The sequence below is a fragment of the Thalassotalea euphylliae genome (assembly GCF_003390335.1).
Taxonomy (GTDB): domain Bacteria; phylum Pseudomonadota; class Gammaproteobacteria; order Enterobacterales; family Alteromonadaceae; genus Thalassotalea_F; species Thalassotalea_F euphylliae_B.
This window is the reverse complement of record NZ_QUOU01000001.1, coordinates 2,464,774-2,482,883: the sequence shown is the minus strand read 5'-3', so window position 1 is coordinate 2,482,883 and position 18,110 is coordinate 2,464,774. Positions and strand designations below refer to the sequence as shown.

General features: G+C 43.5%; 12 protein-coding genes. 7 read left to right on the top strand and 5 right to left on the bottom strand.

The window, feature by feature from the left end; all coding sequences use genetic code 11:
- Window positions 1–2: 2 nt before the first annotated feature.
- Window positions 3–1,562, bottom strand: coding sequence for a tryptophan halogenase family protein (locus tag DXX93_RS10955; protein ID WP_116008129.1), 1,560 nt, complete (start codon window positions 1,560–1,562; stop codon window positions 3–5).
- 303 nt (window positions 1,563–1,865) lie between these two features.
- Complete coding sequence (locus tag DXX93_RS10950) at window positions 1,866–4,907, bottom strand: TonB-dependent receptor (protein ID WP_116008128.1); 3,042 nt, start codon at window positions 4,905–4,907, stop codon at window positions 1,866–1,868.
- 344 nt (window positions 4,908–5,251) lie between these two features.
- Between DXX93_RS10950 and DXX93_RS10945 the strand changes: the two genes are divergently transcribed.
- Window positions 5,252–6,211, top strand: coding sequence for a CBM9 family sugar-binding protein (locus tag DXX93_RS10945; RefSeq protein WP_258872651.1), 960 nt, complete (start codon window positions 5,252–5,254; stop codon window positions 6,209–6,211).
- Window positions 6,212–6,444: 233 nt separating this feature from the next.
- On the opposite strand, the gene DXX93_RS10940 is transcribed toward DXX93_RS10945, so the two are convergent.
- On the bottom strand, window positions 6,445–7,065 hold the full coding sequence (locus DXX93_RS10940) for a glutathione S-transferase family protein (protein ID WP_116008126.1): 621 nt from the start codon (window positions 7,063–7,065) through the stop codon (window positions 6,445–6,447).
- A gap of 312 nt (window positions 7,066–7,377) precedes the next feature.
- Between DXX93_RS10940 and DXX93_RS10935 the strand changes: the two genes are divergently transcribed.
- The 5 genes from DXX93_RS10935 to DXX93_RS10915 all read left to right on the top strand — a co-directional run bounded on the left by DXX93_RS10935 (window position 7,378) and on the right by DXX93_RS10915 (window position 13,693).
- On the top strand, window positions 7,378–8,505 hold the full coding sequence (locus tag DXX93_RS10935) for a M14 family metallopeptidase (protein ID WP_116008125.1): 1,128 nt from the start codon (window positions 7,378–7,380) through the stop codon (window positions 8,503–8,505).
- A 129-nt stretch (window positions 8,506–8,634) separates the two neighbouring features.
- Window positions 8,635–10,110, top strand: coding sequence for an alanine/glycine:cation symporter family protein (locus tag DXX93_RS10930; protein ID WP_116008124.1), 1,476 nt, complete (start codon window positions 8,635–8,637; stop codon window positions 10,108–10,110).
- An 80-nt stretch (window positions 10,111–10,190) separates the two neighbouring features.
- Window positions 10,191–10,520, top strand: a complete 330-nt coding sequence (locus DXX93_RS10925; RefSeq protein ID WP_116008123.1) for a zinc ribbon domain-containing protein — start codon at window positions 10,191–10,193, stop codon at window positions 10,518–10,520.
- Window positions 10,521–10,829 (top strand): YeaC family protein, encoded by a 309-nt coding sequence (locus tag DXX93_RS10920; protein ID WP_116008122.1) that lies wholly within the window; start codon window positions 10,521–10,523, stop codon window positions 10,827–10,829.
- The gene (locus DXX93_RS10915) at window positions 10,826–13,693 is read left to right on the top strand and encodes a DUF349 domain-containing protein (protein ID WP_116008121.1); all 2,868 of its coding nucleotides are present in this window, start codon (window positions 10,826–10,828) and stop codon (window positions 13,691–13,693) included. The genes DXX93_RS10920 and DXX93_RS10915 overlap by 4 nt, the downstream gene beginning before the upstream one ends.
- Before the next feature lie 61 nt (window positions 13,694–13,754).
- On the opposite strand, the gene ansA is transcribed toward DXX93_RS10915, so the two are convergent.
- Together ansA and sppA are read right to left on the bottom strand one after the other, a co-directional pair.
- Window positions 13,755–14,795 (bottom strand): asparaginase, encoded by a 1,041-nt coding sequence (gene ansA, locus DXX93_RS10910; RefSeq protein WP_116008120.1) that lies wholly within the window; start codon window positions 14,793–14,795, stop codon window positions 13,755–13,757.
- A gap of 241 nt (window positions 14,796–15,036) precedes the next feature.
- On the bottom strand, window positions 15,037–16,932 hold the full coding sequence (gene sppA / locus DXX93_RS10905) for a signal peptide peptidase SppA (RefSeq protein ID WP_116008119.1): 1,896 nt from the start codon (window positions 16,930–16,932) through the stop codon (window positions 15,037–15,039).
- A gap of 454 nt (window positions 16,933–17,386) precedes the next feature.
- Between sppA and DXX93_RS10900 the strand changes: the two genes are divergently transcribed.
- Window positions 17,387–18,070: an HvfX family Cu-binding RiPP maturation protein gene (locus DXX93_RS10900; RefSeq protein ID WP_116008118.1), complete on the top strand. Its 684-nt coding sequence runs from the start codon at window positions 17,387–17,389 to the stop codon at window positions 18,068–18,070.
- Window positions 18,071–18,110 lie beyond the last annotated feature (40 nt).

Sequence of the window (18,110 nt, the reverse complement as noted above, 5' to 3'; positions counted from 1 at the left end):
TTTTAGACTTTACTTAACCCGTACTGCTTTATTTTATTAATCAGCTCGCGATTGCTTGGCAATGCGTGCATTAGTTTTGCTGTACGTTGTTTATTCTCATTAAAGATTTGTTGTGCTTGAGCTGCAACACTTGCTCTTTTTTCTCGCGCAGGTAGTTGGGTCTCAAACCCCATGCCATATAAAATATATTGGAAGCTGGCAGCGGGGAATAATTCCTCGGTTTGGTGCGTATCATACTGATAGGGCGTTTGATATCGCCACAAACTGAGTAGTTCTCGCAGTTCATCAGGAATCGTCTGCGTTCGGCGATTCGCTTGCCAATAATCACTTTCCCGCTTGGACAGCACGTAATGTAATTTTAAAAACTCAATAATACGTTGCCAGCGATGGCTAAATTTGCGATTAAAGCGCGCTGCGGTAATAGCCATTACGTCACTGTTAGCAGGCAATTGCTCTGCGACAAAGTTGGCTGACAACTCAATAAGCGCAATCGCTGAAGCTTCAAGCGGCTCAATAAAGCCCGCAGATAGGCCAATAGCAACACAGTTTTGATGCCAGAACTTTTCTCTATAGCCAGGATTAATCACCAATTTTCGCACGTTAATATCGTCTTCTTGAATATCGCTCGTGCGGCTTATATAACGACGTAAATCAATTTCTGCTTGCTCGTCACTGGTAAAATTACTGGCGTAGACATGACCGACACCGCGACGAGATTGCAAACCAATGTCCCAAAGCCAGCCATTGTCTTGTGCGGTAGATACCGTATGCGAAGCAATGGACGCATCTGCTTGCGAATAGGGGACTTGTGCGGCTAACGCGCGATCATTAAATAAAATATGGTCTTGAAGTTTTAATGAAATACCATAGTGCTGGTCGATCAAAATCCCGGTAAAACCGGTGCAATCAATAAATAGATCACCTTCAATTTCACCGTGTTGAGCTGTGGCGACGGATGCAATCGCACCATCATCATGACTATTTACCTTAGTAACATTATCTTTAACATGCGTAACGGCTAACTTTTCCGTGCAATGCTTTGTTAGGAAGTCACTAAACTTCCCAGCATCTAAGTGATAGCCATAGTTTTGCAAAAACGCATATTCTGGCGTGGCAATTTGTTTGGGGGCTTTGCCTTGTTCACATAAATGGCTTTGACTGGAGGTTGCGTTTGCAAAATTGATCTGCTCGCGGTATGGCAACCAGTGCTCAGCAATGTTCGCCTCAAAAAAGCCAGTGGGAATTGTGAAAGGGTGGTAGTAGCTGTCACCACCGCTTTCTTCTTCATAAAGCCAGTTATTAAATTTTGACGCTTGTTTAAAGCTCGCATCACAATGAAGAATAAATTCGGCTTCGCTGATACCGAGCTTTTTCAGCGTTCCGCGCATTGACGGCCAAGTGCCTTCACCAACGCCAATGGTGGCAACATCAGGTGACTCAACCAAAGTCACGTTAATCGCCTTATCCCCTTGTGTTTGATAATGTGCTGCGATAATACTTGCGGATAACCAGCCCGCGGTACCACCACCTACGACAACAATGTGAGTTACGTCTTTTGTCATTATTGCTACCAGAAATTTGCTACCAGAAACACTGAACGAATTATCGGTTTGCTGTTTTATCTGTTGCTTATCTAAGATTTACAGGGTTTAACCTATATCATTTAACTTAGCCGTTGCTTAGCCAAAACTAAAGTATTTGGAGCAAGTGTACGTTCAGCGTGTGCGATATTTTTGCTAAATGCCTTACTGTTAATCATTTTCTCTATGTTTAAAAATAAAGCGTTTAATAAAAATAAAGCCACGTGAACAGGAGAGAGCATTCACGCGGCTTACAACTTAGGGGTTACTGGTTAGTCATCAACATTAGAAGTTGTAACGAACACCTAAGCTATAACGTGCACCTTGCTGGGTAACGTTTAGCACTTGGTGTGAGTTACGACCATGTTTACGGCGATATTCGTCAGTAATGTTAATACCTTCGAAGAATATCGATAACCCTTCAACCCATGGAGTGTCGTAGCTAATGTTAAAATCTAATTGATCATACGCTTCAACAAAGGTTGGGTTTGCGCCCGTATCGTCACCGACTTTCTCTAGGTAATCGTCACGCCAATTGTAGGCAAGACGCGCTGAAATTCCGTGGTTTTCATAGAACAGCACGAAGTTAGCAGTGTCTGAAATGCCCGTTTGCACGTCGTCGTTGGTGTCGCCGATAATCGCTTCGTTGTCGTATACTTCGGTGGCGGCAATAACTTGGTTATTAAAGTCGTCACCAGCGTCAACGAGTGTGTAGTTGGCGAAGAAACCGAATCCGGAATCGCCAAATACGTGTTGTAGTGCAAACTCAAAACCATCAAATTTGTTTTCGATATCGGAGTTGTCTGGAATGGTGACCAAAAATTCCAGTAAATTATCTTCAGCTACCCCTTCAATGATAATCTTACCGTCTTCCATAAATACTTCGGGACGATCGCCAAAGTTGTCAAAGATCCATTGACGTTGTTGACCCGCATCACCGCCAACAGCGGCTAATGCAGCATTATATTTGGGGCCATTGACTGGATTGCGAATACTAAATAGCTCCTGCCTGATTGAGGTTTTGTCTATCCAATTGGTAACATCTTTTTTGAACCAACCAATTGCAGCGTAGCTGCTCTCGCTGTAGTACCACTCGAAAGACAAATCGTAGTTAGTTGATTCTAAAGGCTCTAAATCTGGATTCCCTGAATTACCCGATGCACCGCCGCGGTTAAACTGAGTTCCAACCGTCGTGCCACCTTGTAAATCTTCGTAGCCAGCGCGACCAATCGTTTCACTGTAAGCCGCGCGGACTTTAATATCGTCAGTTATTTCAAGGTTGAAATTAATGTTAGGTAACAAGTGATCGTATTTGCCCGACTTAGAAAATGCTGAGCGAACGCCTTGATCTTCGAATACTATCTCAGTGTCTCCCTCCCATCGTGCAATTGCTCCTGTGTAATCAGGCACGACTGACGTTGAATCAATTTCTGTTTCTTCATAGCGTAAACCGATATGAAGATCATATGGCATATCGCCAATTTCATTTTCGTAACTCCATTGTACATAGTAAGAAACGATTTCTTCTTCAACAAAGCGATCCGTGTCTGCGGAATAGTCAGTTGATGCACAGAACAAGTTGCCACAATCGCCAATAATACCGCTTAGTTCAGCGGGTGTGTAATTGGTAGCCGCAAATGCACGTAGTGCTTCGAAATCCCAATTGATAATGCTATCCACAATTTCGAAACCATCAGGGCCGTCTGGGTGATCTTCAAAGTTACCACCACTAACGTCATCAAACTTATCTTGCACACCGGTAATATCACCAGCAATATTCGTTAGGTCGCCAGCTGCACCAACGCCGCCCCAATCATTGCGTTGCACTTGCACGGCGCGGTTGTGTTTTTCTGCCTTAATCAGGCTGACACCAAAGTCGATGCTGCCGTACTCGTCTAATTCATATGTACCTTTAAGCTGCGTTTGATCGATTTCAGCACGGTTATCTTCATTTCTAAAGAAGGAACCGGTTACTAGCATATCGGCCTTGGTCACACCACGAGAACCGCGCACTGCCAAAATCGGTAGGTCACCAGTAAAGTCAGTTGCTGCTGCACGGCGAACAAAACCTGCGGTAGAAAGTGAGTTAGAACTGCCATATGGGCTGTTAGGCGTTTCTTCGGCATCAGAAGAGTGATGATCAAGCTCTAGTGTTAAGTTTTCATTCACTTGCCACTTGAAATTCAGACCAATAGACGTCGATTCCGCTTTTGTTCCAGAGTTTGAAACCGCCATCGATAAATCTTGATTACCAATGCCGTTCGCTTCGTAATCCTCACTATAAAACAACGGGGCTGCTGCAGGGCCATCTGTCCACACATTTTCAGATGGCGCAAACGTGTACCACGCAGAAATATCGTTAAACTGAACATCAATTTCATTGCTCATATGCGTGACATCTAATGTCGCCGTGAAATTATCGGTAGGCGCATATTGCAGTACTAGCTGACCATTGATGCGTTCACGTTGTTGTTCTTCAAAACGATAAATAGTCGTTTGCGGAACCGAATAAACATCATTTGAGTTAGGATCAGGGCGATTAATTTGATTTTCATATGGAACCCCGCCCCAAGCAGCATTTGGATCGGGAAATGCTTGATTGATGCGAGCAGGGAAGGTACGCCAACCTGTGCCGACTTCGGCCCGTTGGTTCCCACTTTCCCGCTCTGAGTAGCTACCTGCGATTGAAATACCAAAAGTATCGTCAGCAAAGGTTTCAGAGTACATGCCCGACAATTCAGGGGTAATATCACCATCTTCTGCCGACGTGTCGTCTAGCAACTTACCACTGATGGTTGCGGTACGACCGGGGTTGTTTAACGGGCGAAGTGTTTGCACATTGATTGTTGCGCCAATACCGCCAGTTGCAATCGTTGCATCACTTGTTTTGTACACTTCAACGCCTGAGATCATTTCCGAGGCAATATTGGCAAAGTCGAATGATCGATCACCGGTTGATGTAGGCATTTGGCGGCCGTTAAGCAAAACCAAGTTGCGGTCAGGGCCAAAACCACGCACAGAAACACGACTACCTTCGCCGTTGTCACGGTCAATTGCTACCCCAGAAATACGTTGCAGCGACTCCGCTAAGTTTGAATCTGGAAACTTACCGATATCTTCTGCGTTAATTGCTTCTACTACGCCTTTACTGCTGCGTTTAATATCCATCGCTTTCACAAGCGAACTACGAATACCGCGTACTTCAATAACTTCAACGTTTTCAGTACTTTCACTTTCGGCAGCTAGAGCGGGAGTGACCATAGAAGCACCTAAGATCAAAGACAAGCTTGACGCCAGCTTTGACTTATTGAACTTTTTATATGCCATTTGAATCCCCTCGATTTCTATTTTTTATATTATTATGGTCAATGAATTGCTGTAAGCGCTTACATCTAGGCGTAAAAAAACTCAAAAAAGAAAGGTTTTCTTGAGATTGAAAGCGCTTACATTAATTTAGTTCATAAACCAAATTTGATCAACTCGAAAAGTCTAAAATAGGCTAAGTGTATAAGGTTAAAGGTTTCACTCGTGATTGTGACGCCATTATTTTGCGCATAGAGCTTACGGTTTAGCGTTACAAGTACCAAGGTCTAGTATGCGTGTTGTGAAATCCCACATTGTAAAAATATTAATCGATAAAAGTGCAGCTATGCTGATATCAAAGAGTAAAGGTGAAAACAGACAAAACATTATCGAAGGAGGTACAAAAAATGCGTTGCCAATATTTGATGCATATGTTGTCTATTCGTCATTGTATAAAAGCGAAAAAACTCACAGGTTTGTTATTCGGAATATTGAGCTTACTTAGCTGTCAATTAGTGAGTGCGCAAAGTGTAATAACCGTGAATAAAGCGTTATCTGTGATAACAATAGATGGCATACCATCAGAGCAAAGTTGGCAGCAGGCAAATTGGCTTAACATGGATCAGCATATTCTCGGAGAATACCCAACACCGGAAGATTTTTCAGCCCATTACAAATTGCTCTGGAATGAAGATTTACTTTATGTGTTAGTCAAGCTCTATGACGATGTACTTTATGATACAAATCCTAATCCACTTGTGCGTTACTGGGATGATGATTGTTTGGAAGTGTTTGTTGATGAGGATAATTCCAAAGGAGATCACTTAGCTAATTTTAATGCGTTTGCCTACCACATTGCACTCGATAACCAAGTGGTTGATTTAGCACCTAAACCAATGCCTCAACTAATGCCCCAAAAAGACAAAACCGACAATATCGCTGTTCCCATGCTATTTAATGATCATATTGATAGTGTTTGGCGGCGCAGCAGCGAGGCTGGCTTTCCGATTTATTGGGAGCTAGCCGTAAAACTATTTAGCCAAGAGTACGTGCACCCAATGAGTATTCAAGGCAAGCTGGCAGCATCAAAAACTTATCGCGTGAAGAACTACAAGGGTAAACAGCTCGGTTTTATGTTGGCTTATTGTGATAACGACGGTAGTGAAACGCGAGAGCATTTTATCGGCTCAACTAAAATCTCCCCCGTCAATGGTGATAAGAACCTTGGCTATAAAACAGCAAATGTTTTTGATACTTTGCTCTTGGTCGATGACGGGGATTTCAATGAGCTTAGCTCCGCTGATCGTAATCTTGATGTTGGTAATTAATTGCGATGCTAATTGGCAATGTGGATTGGCGGTTTACTTGTTGTTTGTCTGAATTGAACATAAGCGTTAGCACAATAGTGGCAAAACTTACGAGTAAAGATGCTAATCAAAGAAGAATCATCCGCTAGCAAAGTGCTCGCTGATGACTCTTCAATCGCTACAAATGCGTATCGTGTATGACAACGCAACTCGTCATAGTACTCGCTTTTGCCAAGCGGTAGGCAAGCGAGGGGTTAGTCAAGAATAGCAGCAACTTGTTGATACCAGCGTCGTAAGTTTTCACATTCTGGCGGAATGCTAGCTTTTACCCAGCTAGCAAACTGACAAATTGCGTATGCATCAATATCTGCTTGGCTAAAACTACTTGCCGCGACAAATTCGCGAGCGCTTAGGTGGTTATCAAGCATTGTCCAGAATACCCCAATACGGGTTTGTCCACGCTCTACTAACGCTGGTAATTGCTTGATTGGCGTTAAGCCAGGTAGGGCGCGATCAGCAAAAAACTCACTGCCATTGCGCAACACCTCTGCGACTGCACTGAACCCCTCGACGTAGAGTTTGTGGCACCAGCCAATAACGTGCGCATATTCTTCATCATTTTGCCCAAACAAAGGTTTTTCTGGGTGTTTACGCTCTAAGTAAGTACAAATAGCGATACTGTCTGTTAGTAGCGTGTTATCGTCTAGCAACAATGCTGGCACTGTGGCATTGGGATTTATCGCCAAGTATTCGTCGTTAAACTGCTGTTTTTCTTTTAAATCGATAATTTCAGTCTCAATCTCTAGCCCTTTATATTTTAAAAAGTAGCTAACGCGCAGAGGGTTTGGAGCGGGGGGAAAGGTAAAGAGCTTCATGTTTAGATCCTTGTTATGCTTTTGTTGTTAAAATAATGTGCTAAGTAAACCATGTCGTTTCTAGTGCTAAGATAGCCTCGCAAGTCATGAGATGCAATCGAAGCGCGTGCATTCTCTTTCACTTGAACAAGGCACCTCACCGCAATTTTTTATGTGTCTGACACGCGTATGGGTAAGGGTAAATGGATGTTAAAAAGTACGCTGTAACTTGTCGCTGACAGTATTCCTGCATCAGGTTTTTATTAAAACTTCTGATCACATAAGGCTTTGTGTACACTAGCAGCTTCATGTCAGAGTAATTAAACAAACGTTATGCAGATTTCTTCTAACTTCGACAGCGGCAATATTCAAGTATTAGCAGCTAATGATCCAAGCGATATTCAACTAGCCATTAACAAAGATAATGGCTCAGAGTTCTTCCAGTGGTTCCATTTCAAATTACATAACAATGAGCGTGTTGAACATCACATTCGCATAGTCAACGCTGGCCAGTCAGCCTACGTGGAAGGTTGGCAAGATTACCAAGCGGTGGCCTCTTACGATCGCGAGCACTGGTTCCGCGTGCCGACCGAATTTGACGGCCAAGAGCTGAAAATTACGTTTATGCCAGAGTTTGACTCTGTGTATTTTGCTTATTTCCAACCCTACAGTTATGAACGTCACCAAGACTTGCTGCACCAAGCGCAGCTCGATATTGACTGTGAATTGCAAATTCTTGGTCAAACACTTGATGGTCGCGATATGTCTCTACTCAAAATTGGTGAAGAGGGTGCAGACAAGAAAAACGTGTGGATCACCGCGCGCCAACATCCCGGTGAAACCATGGCGGAATGGTTTGTTGAAGGCTTTATCGACCGCTTGCTCGACGAAGACGATGGGGTCGCGCGAGCACTGCTCAATAAAGCTGTATTTTACATCGTGCCGAATATGAACCCAGATGGCAGTGTGCGTGGTCATTTAAGAACAAACGCTATTGGTGTGAATTTGAATCGCGAATGGCAAACACCATCAATGGAGCGCAGCCCAGAAGTTTATCTTGTCACCGAAAAAATGAAAGCAACGGGTGTTGATATGCACCTTGATATTCACGGTGATGAAGCGCTACCTTATAACTTTGTCGCTGGCAGTGAAGGTATCCCGTCATACGATGCCCGTCACAAAGCATTAGAAGACAAGTTTAAAGAAGTCTTGCTGGCAATTACGCCAGAATTTCAAGATGAGAAAGGCTACGACAAAGACGAGCCGGGCCAAGCGAACTTAACTGTGGGCAGCAACTGGGTTGGTGAAACCTTTAAATGTTTGGCGTATACCATTGAAATGCCATTTAAAGACAATGCCTTGTTGCCTGATTACAGCGTAGGTTGGTCAGGTGAGCGCAGCAGTATTTTTGGTCGAGATGTGTTAACGGCCATCTACCATGTTGTCGACGATTTACGATAGTCACTGCTAACGGCGGTAAAGATAGGTTGCGACTTGTCATAATGTGGCATTATTGGTCGTAACCTATTTATTTGCAAAAAAATAAAACAACATAAACAAGAACAACAATAACAAAATTGGAGTTAATTAGTGTTAGAACTAGTCAATACGCTCAATAGCGTGATATGGAGCCCTGCGCTTATTTATTTGTGTTTAGGGGCAGGGTTGTTTTTCTCAGTCATCACTCGCTTTGTTCAAATTCGTCACTTTCGTGAAATGTGGCGTCTGCTGTTGTCAGGCAAAAGCTCAGAGCAAGGTATTTCGTCTTTCCAAGCCTTAGCCGTGTCGTTATCGGGCCGAGTGGGCACTGGTAATATCGCAGGTGTTGCTGCCGCTATTGGCTTTGGTGGCCCAGGTGCTGTTTTTTGGATGTGGGTCGTTGCCTTTTTCGGCGCTGCTACCGCTTATATCGAATCGACCAATGCGCAGATCTACAAAGAAGAACACGACGGTTTGTATCGCGGTGGCCCAGCTTATTACATTGAAAAGGCGATGGGACAAAAGTGGTACGCGTGGATTTTCGCTATCGCTACGATTCTCGCTTGTGGCGTATTGCTGCCAACTGTGCAGTCAAACAGTATTGGCGAAGCCGTCACTATGGTGTTTGGCCAAGGGCATATTGTTGATACCGCGTTTGGACCGCTGTCAATTACTAAAGTTTACACCGCAGTAGGTATTGTATTACTGCTGGGCTTTATCATTTTCGGTGGCGTTAAGCGTATTGCTAACTTTACCCAAGTAGTCGTGCCGTTTATGGCGTTAGCCTACATCATCATTGCGTGTGTGATGATTGCGCTCAACATAGATAAATTGCCAGGCATCTTTATGATGATTGTTAATGATGCCTTCTCGCCAATGGCGGGTATTGGTGCGGCGATTGGTTGGGGTGTAAAACGTGGTGTTTATTCCAATGAAGCCGGCCAAGGCACAGGCCCTCATGCCGCTGCCGCTGCCGAGGTTAAGCATCCTGCTCAGCAGGGTTTAGTGCAAGCCTTCTCGGTATATATCGACACTTTATTCGTATGCTCTGCAACTGCCTTTATGATTTTGATCACAGGCGCCTACAATGTACATGGCGCAGGTGATACCTTTATCATTCAAAATGTCGCAGCAGACATCGCCGCCAATAGCCCGGCGTTCACTCAAATTGCTGTAGAAGGTATGTTACCGGGTATTGGTAAGCCATTTATTGCACTGGCGCTGTTCTTCTTTGCGTTTACCACGATTTTGGCTTACTACTTTATTGCGGAAAACAACGTTGCTTACATCAAGCGTACCTTTAAAATCCCAGCGTTAACCTTCTTGCTAAAAGTTGCCATTATGGTGGCCACTTTCTACGGCACGGTAAAAGCAGCAGATATTGCATGGGGCTTAGGTGACGTTGGCGTTGGCTTAATGGCGTGGTTAAACATTATTGGTATTTTAGTGATATTCTTTATGGCTAAACCAGCAATTAAAGCGCTAAAAGATTACGAGCGACAACAGCGCGAGGGCGTTGAGGAGTACAGCTTCGACCCGGATGCATTGGGGATCAAAAACGCCGATATTTGGCGTGATAAAAAATAATAAATAAACCGTGAAAAAACGCCCGCAAGGGCGTTTTTTTTGGTTAAAATACAGAGTAGTTTAGAAAATCAGGAAGCTATATGGCTGTTATTAATTGCCCGTCTTGCAGTAAGAAAATATCCGATAAAAGTGAAGCTTGTAGCCATTGTGGCATACCGCTAAAAGGTGTTGACCCAGACAAGCTCGCCAGTTTTGAGCGCGAGAAGAAAATAAAGCAACAACAATCATTAATGACACATTCTTTTATTGCCATGTTGTTATTTTGTGGTGGCTTTTTATTCCTTTTCTGGCAAAACGCACAGCCGGGCAGTTGGCAATACATTTCGGCGATGACCAGTACAGTGATCGGTTTTATTCTGTACATCGTTACTCGCGTTAGAATTTTATTAGTAAAAAGAAAATTAAAATAAATGGATATCATTCAAGTTGTAGATAACCTCTCTGAGGAAATGTTCGAACGTTTTAAGAGCGCTGCCGAAACGGGTAAATGGCCAGAAGGTACAGAGGTTGAGCAAGCGCAACGCGATACCGCGATGCAAATTGTCATGGCATACCAAGCAAGACGCCTTAAATCCAAGGAGATGCTGACAGTTGGTGAAGACGGTGAGATAGTGAATAAGAGTAAACGCGAACTTAAAGCGGAATTAAGCGCACGTGCAGAGCAAACTGACATTGAGCACGATAATCAAAATAATATTGCTAGGTTTACCGATCTATGATCTTCAAAAAATTATTTGCATCAAAAGCAAATTGGCAACACCAAGATCCGAATGTTCGGGTCAGTTGTATTGAGCAAGAATTATCATTAAGCGACACTGAGGCGCTACAAATTATCCACCAGCTGGCAGCAACTGACGAAAGTGCATTAGTGCGCCGTGCAGCCCTGCTAAAGCTTGATGACTTCGACGCGTGGCAGCAAGCTTTAGCGAAAGACAATACCGCGTCAATTCGCCGCGTGGCTGAGCAAAAAATAGTCGAAGCTATCGCAGGTGACAACGAGCAGCTAACGACAAATCAGCGCATCGAAAAAGCTGTGTCATTAAACAAAGCAATGGCTGAGCAGGTGCTGAATCAAACCAGCGATACTCAGTTGATCATTGCCATACTCGAAAAGCTTGAAAAACCTCACTTGCAAGTTAACGTCGCCCAGCAAAAAGCGCAAGCAGAGGTTTGGCAGTTCATTATTGAGCGTACAAACGAGCTAGAAGCGTTAGAGAAACTTGCCAAAAAAGTTAACGTAGAGTCAGCCAAAGCAGTGGTTGAAGAAAAAATTGCTGCGTTGACAACCGCCCAGGAATTACCCAAAAAAATCGCCAAAGATGCGCAGTTAACCCTCTCAAAACTGTTAGCGTTAAAAGATGTCGCCGACTATGAAACTGTTATCGCTAAGCGCGCCACCTTAGAGCAAGAATGGCAAACGTTAAGTGCCCAGTTTGAATTATTAACCGATGAAACCGCGCAAACATTTGTTGATAAATACGCGTCGATAATCGATACCTTAGATAAAGTGTTTGTCGCTAAAGCTGAACAATATCAGCAAGCGCAAATAGCTGCGCAAGTTGCAGAGCAGCAAAAAGTGCAACAACAGGCATTTGAGCAAGCGTTAACAACTACTGAGCAGGCAATTAGTGAAGCCATTTTTGAAAACAAAGCGTTAGATGAACAAAGTCTAGCAGCTAAACTCACAGACTTTTGTGCACAAGTAAGCGATTCCGTGCTTAACGACCAATCAAAACAAGCCTTGATTGCAAAGGCAGAAAACTTAATCGATAAATTGGCCAAGGTAAGTGACATTGCCGCTTCAGTTGCTAACGCTACGCAGTTAATTGCACGTTTCGCTCAACAAACGCCGCCTAACGTCCAGCAAGAATTAGCTGATAAGCAAGCTGCCTTTCGAGCTTGGTTGCACGACTGGCGTGAAAACGCGCGTAATGCCAATGGTGTCTTACCGGCCTCAATTATTTCGGCACACAAAGAAATTAAAGACAAATGGTTGTCAGCGCTGGGGCCGCTTGAAAAAGCGCAAGAGCAATTAGTGCGACATGTGCAGCGTAAAGCGTCTGATTTAAAGCGCTTATTGGCCTCAGGTAAATACAATGCGGCTTTTGGTGTGTTTAATAACTACAAGCGTGCGTACAGTGAATTAACCGCTGAGCTGCAACACAAAGTGCACCGAGATTTTGAGCAGTTGTCTGAAAAAATGGCGGAGTTAAGTGATTGGGAGCACTATATTGCCACGCCGCGTAAAAAGGAATTGCTTGAAGAGATACAAAAGTTAGCTCAATCGCCGATGGATAACCCGACAGAGCAAGCTAATAAAGTAAAGTGGTATCGCAAAACATGGAATACCTTGGGCCATGCAGATGAAGAAATTGATCGCGAGCTAAATCAAGCTTTTAACTTGGCTTGTGAACAGGCATTTGCGCCTTGTCGCTTATTTTATGCCGAGCAGGAAAAAATTCGCGACGCGCATTTAGCAACGCGTAAGGTCTTGATTGAAGAGTTTGAACAGTTAGCGTCACAAATTTCAAACAAGCTTGAAGCAGCTATTGATTATAAAAGTCTTGAAGCTAAGTTTAACAAGCTAAGCCAGCAGTGGCGAAGTGCGGGTGATATTGATCGAAAAGCTCACAAAAAGATCAGCCAGCAATATCAATCGTTAATAAAACCTATTCGCGCTGCTATTAACGGTTATCACCATACTAATGAAGAAGCCAAGTGGGCCTTAATCAAGGAAGCTGAGCAGCTTGTCACTCAGTTAGCTGACGAGCAAACAGTGTTTGACGCAGTTAGCAAGGTTAAACAATTACAGCAACAATGGAAAGCCATTGGCTATGCGGGTGCGAAAAAAGAAAACCTGTTGTGGCAAAAATTTAGAGCGGTCAACGATCAAATTTTTGGCCGTCGTCAACAATTACAATCACAACACAAACAAGAAAATGCGGAGCAGCTAGCATCGGTTAAAGCGAGTGTGGAATCGCTTAGCCAAGGTCTAATGGAATTAACCGATTCAAATGCTAATGCTAGTGTTGATTCGTCACTCGCGACAATCAGTGAACTGGAAAGCCAAGCTCTAGCACTTAAAGCTGAGTTGCAAACAGAAAGTCATATCAATAAAAGTGCACTAAATTTAGTCACACAATTTTTGGCCAAGTGTGAGCAAGCTCGACAATCGGCCAAAGCAAATTCCGCTAAGCAAGACTGGCAACGTTTATTTGCCTTATTTACTGCGATAGCGACTGATAGCGTTGAAAAAGCTAATTGCCAACAGCTCAATGATTTTAACGCATTAAGTAAAACCTATCAGCGCAAAGTGATGGACAATTTAGCCACTAAGCAATCCTCGCAACGATTAGCGCTAACGGTAACTGTGGAAATTATTGCCGGAATTGATAGCCCTGCGGCTGATCAAGCACTTAGACGAGAACTACAAGTGAAGTTGATGCAGCAAAAAATGAACTCTGGCGAACTGAAATCAACAGAAGAGAAATTGTGGCTTTGGTTGCAGGACGGACAACTGACAGCGCAAGATTTGCCATTAATTGAACGTTTACAGCCAATTTTTTGTGAGCAAGAGCATTAGCAAGCTGACAATGTAAGACAATGCAATTTGAACTGAGCTACTACAAGTAAAAGCGCTATCACTAAGAAAGTGATAGCTCGCCACGTAAGTTTGATTGCATTAGCGCACACAATTCATCGTATGGCAGTTGTTGGCTAAGTAAAAAATGTAGCTTAGTCAACGCTGCTTCGAGCGTCATATCGGCGCCGCTAATCAAGCCGCATTGGCTCAAACTAGAGCCAGTCGCATACCCGCCCATATTGACTTTGCCTTTGACACATTGGCTTAAATTAAGGATCAATATTCCATCATCCGTTGCTTGTTGAAGCAAAGATAGCAGTTTTTCGTCTTGTGGCGCGTTACCTACACCATAACTACGTAAAATAAGGGCTTTTACAGGCTGTTGCAGCACATTGGCAATGAGCTCGTGACTAATGCCGGGGTACAAGTGCACAACCCCCACAGGCTGCGGCGTGATGGGGATAAGTGTTATCGATTGTTTATTGTTGGCTGCAAGTTGCTTATCACGTTGCGCTGTTACTGCTAGCTGGCCGGCTTTGACTTTGATGTCGATCCCTGCTTCCAGTAGCGGCTCCATATTGGGCGAGTCAAACGCATTAAAACCATCGGCATAAGCTTTAATACTGCGGTTACCGCGAAATAACTTGTTATTAAAATACAAGCCGACTTCATTGATGGGGTAGTTTGCGGCGATAAACAGCGAGTTAAGCAGGTTTTCTTGCCCATCGGAGCGCAACTGACTAAAAGGGATCTGCGAGCCAGTGACGATAATCGGTTTGCTCAAATGCTCAAACATAAAGGACAAGGCAGAAGCGGTATACGCCATCGTATCTGTGCCATGCAGTACAACAAAGGCGTCAAATTCATCGTAGTGCTGATAAATATCGTCGGCAATACGTTGCCAATCGTTGGGGGTCATGTTCGACGAGTCAATTAATGGTTCGTACTCATTGATAACAAAATCAGGCATTTCTGTGCGGTGAAAGTCTGGTGTGCGATTGATGGCGTCAGTTAAGTGACCTTTGACGGGTATGTAACCTTGTTCACTTTGCTTCATACCGATGGTGCCGCCCGTGTAGGCAACATAAATTTTTTGCTTCATGGCAATTAACCTCAGCTCAGGATAACTAATGCGCTTCTAGCGGCTATTTTTCCTGATATCAGCGTTGAATTTACTTGCAATAGGCCAGCTATTGATGCGCAAATCCGCCTTGATCTCAGAAAAAATTTCTCGATAGAAGGTAACGGTAAATTTAAGTGTATAAATTTATTGTTTATTCGCTATTTCTTATCTAAACCTGAGGTTAAGTAAAAAAAGCCCCGAATAATCGGGGCATTAAGAATTAATTCACCTCACAAGTCAAACAAAATGAATAAATGCCTTGCGGGTCGTTAAATTGCTCTAGTTGCTTGAGCTCTGTAACAATGGTTTGAACCAGTTGCTGCGCTTGTCCCAAATGAGCTAAAGGAGCAGGTGATTGATAGGTATAACCATTCGCAAAACCAAGTTTAGCGGCAACATGTGCGCTACTATCAATCAAGTTTTGCCAGAACAGATCTTGCGGGCTCAGCTCTTTTTCAACCACTACTTGCTCGTAAGCTTCGAGCTTAGCAAGTTCAGCTGCAATGGTAACCGCTTTATCAAGTGAGCCTAGTTCGTCAACTAAGCCAAGCTCTAGTGCTTTACTACCTGACCAAACACGACCTTGGGCGACTTTGTCCACTTGCTGTTTCGTCATTGCTCGACTATCAGCGACCAGTGAGATGAAGTCATCGTAGCCGCGGTTGATGCTTAACTGAAATAGTTGTGACATGCCATCAGACAAAGGTCTTGTGATGCCAAAACCTGCAAATTCGGTTGTGCCAACGCCGTCAGTGTGAATACCGAGATTACCTAATGTGTTCTCGAGCGTCATAAACATACCAAAAATACCGATAGAGCCAGTAATGGTTGTTGGTGATGCGACAATTTTATCTGCCGACGCAGAAATCCAATAGCCACCAGAAGCGGCGACACTGCCCATTGAAGCGACCACAGGTTTACCTGCCTGCTTGAGTAGCTCAACTTCCTGACGAATAATTTCTGAGGCGTAAGCGCTGCCGCCAGGGCTATCAACACGAAGTACAACCGCTTTGATGTGTTTGTCGTAGCGTGCACGTTTTAACAGCTTGGCAGTACTATCACCACCAATGGTACCCGCAGGCTGGTGACCGTTTAATATGGTGCCTTTGGCAACGACGACCGCAACTTTATCACCGCCATTGGCTTCAAGTGGGAAGGGCGGCTTGGTTGCTTTTAGGTATGCCTTGTAGCCGATATGGTTGAAGTATTCACCGTTGTCACTTTTACCAACACGCGAGATTAATTCACTGGTCATCTCGTCGCGAGTTTTTAAGGCATCAACCCATTGGTTTTGCATCGCGTATTCAGCATAACTACCGTTAGCTTGATTGAATTTCGTCAATAATGAACTAAAATCTTCATCAAAATTGGCCGTTTCAAAACCGCGCTGCGCAGCAACATCTTCTTTGTAGGCTTGCCACAAGTCGTTTAACCATAACTGATTTGCCGCTTTTGCAGCCTCAGACATATCATCGCGTAAAAATGGCTCTACTGCTGATTTGTAAGTACCTACGCGAAAAATATGAGGCTTAACAGCGAGCTTTTCTAATGCCGATTTGTAGTACATTTGGTAACGGCCAAAGCCATCAAGTAATAAAAAGCCTTTTGGGTCTAACCAAATTTCATCGGCGTAGCTGGCGAGATAGTATTGGCCTTGAGAATAAGCATCGCCAAGTGCGATCACTTGCTTACCCGAAGTTTTAAAGTCTGTTAATGCTTTGCCAATGTCTTGTAGCTTGCTCAAACTGCCGCGCGATAGCTGATCTAGCTTTAGCACGATTATTTTAATACGCTCGTCTGCTTTGGCTTCGGCGATGGTGTCGAGCACATTGCTCAACAAGACCTCAGGGCGTTCTTCCTTTTGCCCTAACGCTTCGTTAAACAGCGCATCCATTGGGTCTACTGCAACTTTTTGCTCGACTAAGTCACCGCTTAAATTTAGGACAAGCGCTGCACCGTCTGGTACCTTCACTTGGGTATCGTCACTGGTAATAATGCCGATGATAGCAATGATCACTAAAATAAATATTAGGTTGATGACGAGCTTGCGGCTGGTATCGATGACCCGCCAAGTGCCTGAGAAAAATCGTCTAATAAGGCTAGGGTTACTATTCATTCATATTTTCCATTACATTGAATTGGGAATATTACGTGACTGTTATGCTACGTAAATTTATTAAAACCGCAGTAGTAAATTTTGTAAAATTAATTATCTGTTAACAAGATACCAATCCGCATAAATAAATGTTCACTCAGCTTGAGATAAAACACTTTAATGCTAGGCGCATGTTTGCCTTTCATAGTTATTCTATTTCAAAAACATGCAACACCGCAGTAAAGTGTTTTAGCCAAGCCTTTCAGGAGCTTTTCAGCGGCCCAATTACTGCGTAAAATTCTCTAGATGTAGAGCAACTATATCGTTAAAAATTTTTCTTGTACTTGAACCGCTGAAATAGCTCTGAGTTGAACATATTATTATGCGGTTTGGTATTACAACTACGTAGAAGAATTATTTTGGGTTTTCTACGGTCTAGTCGAACTATATGATCTAACATAACAAAAGTGAACTTATGAACTTATCTTCTTTATACCAAAGTTTTATACAACAACTCAGTAAACTCGATGGCATTCCGGCGCTGTTAATCCGTTTATACCTTGCCCCTGTATTCATTATTGCCGGTTATTCAAAATTACAGTTAGGTAACCCAGATGTCAGTGGACTCGCTTCGTTGGCTGCTGATCCTAATATCGTCAATTGGTTTGGTAATACTGAATGGGGCTTGGGTTTACCATTCCCGGCACTACTTGCTAACTTAGCGGCCTGGACTGAGTTTCTTGGTGGTTGGTTATTAATTATTGGTTTGTTTACACGCCTTATTTCTATTCCCTTGATGTTTACTATGGTGGTTGCTGCGACCAGTGTTCACGCCGACAACGGCTGGTTCGCGATTACGCCAACTAACCCAGACACTAGCCCAGCAAAAATGGTTTCTTGGTTAGGTTTTGAAAGTGCTGAGCAGAGTATAGAAAACTCTGAGGAAACGTCAGTTCGATTAAACAAAATGCGTGATATTCTCGATGAAAATGGCAACACAAACTGGTTATATGAAAACGGTAATATTGTCGTGTTAAATAACGGTATTGAGTTTGCCGTTACGTATTTCATCATGCTGTTGGCGCTGTTCTTTATCGGTGCGGGCCGTTTCACGAGTGTTGACCACTTCGTTCGCGCGCGATTTTTGTCTGCGGATTAGCAGTCAATATTCGCACTTATATAGTTAATAATTTAATTTT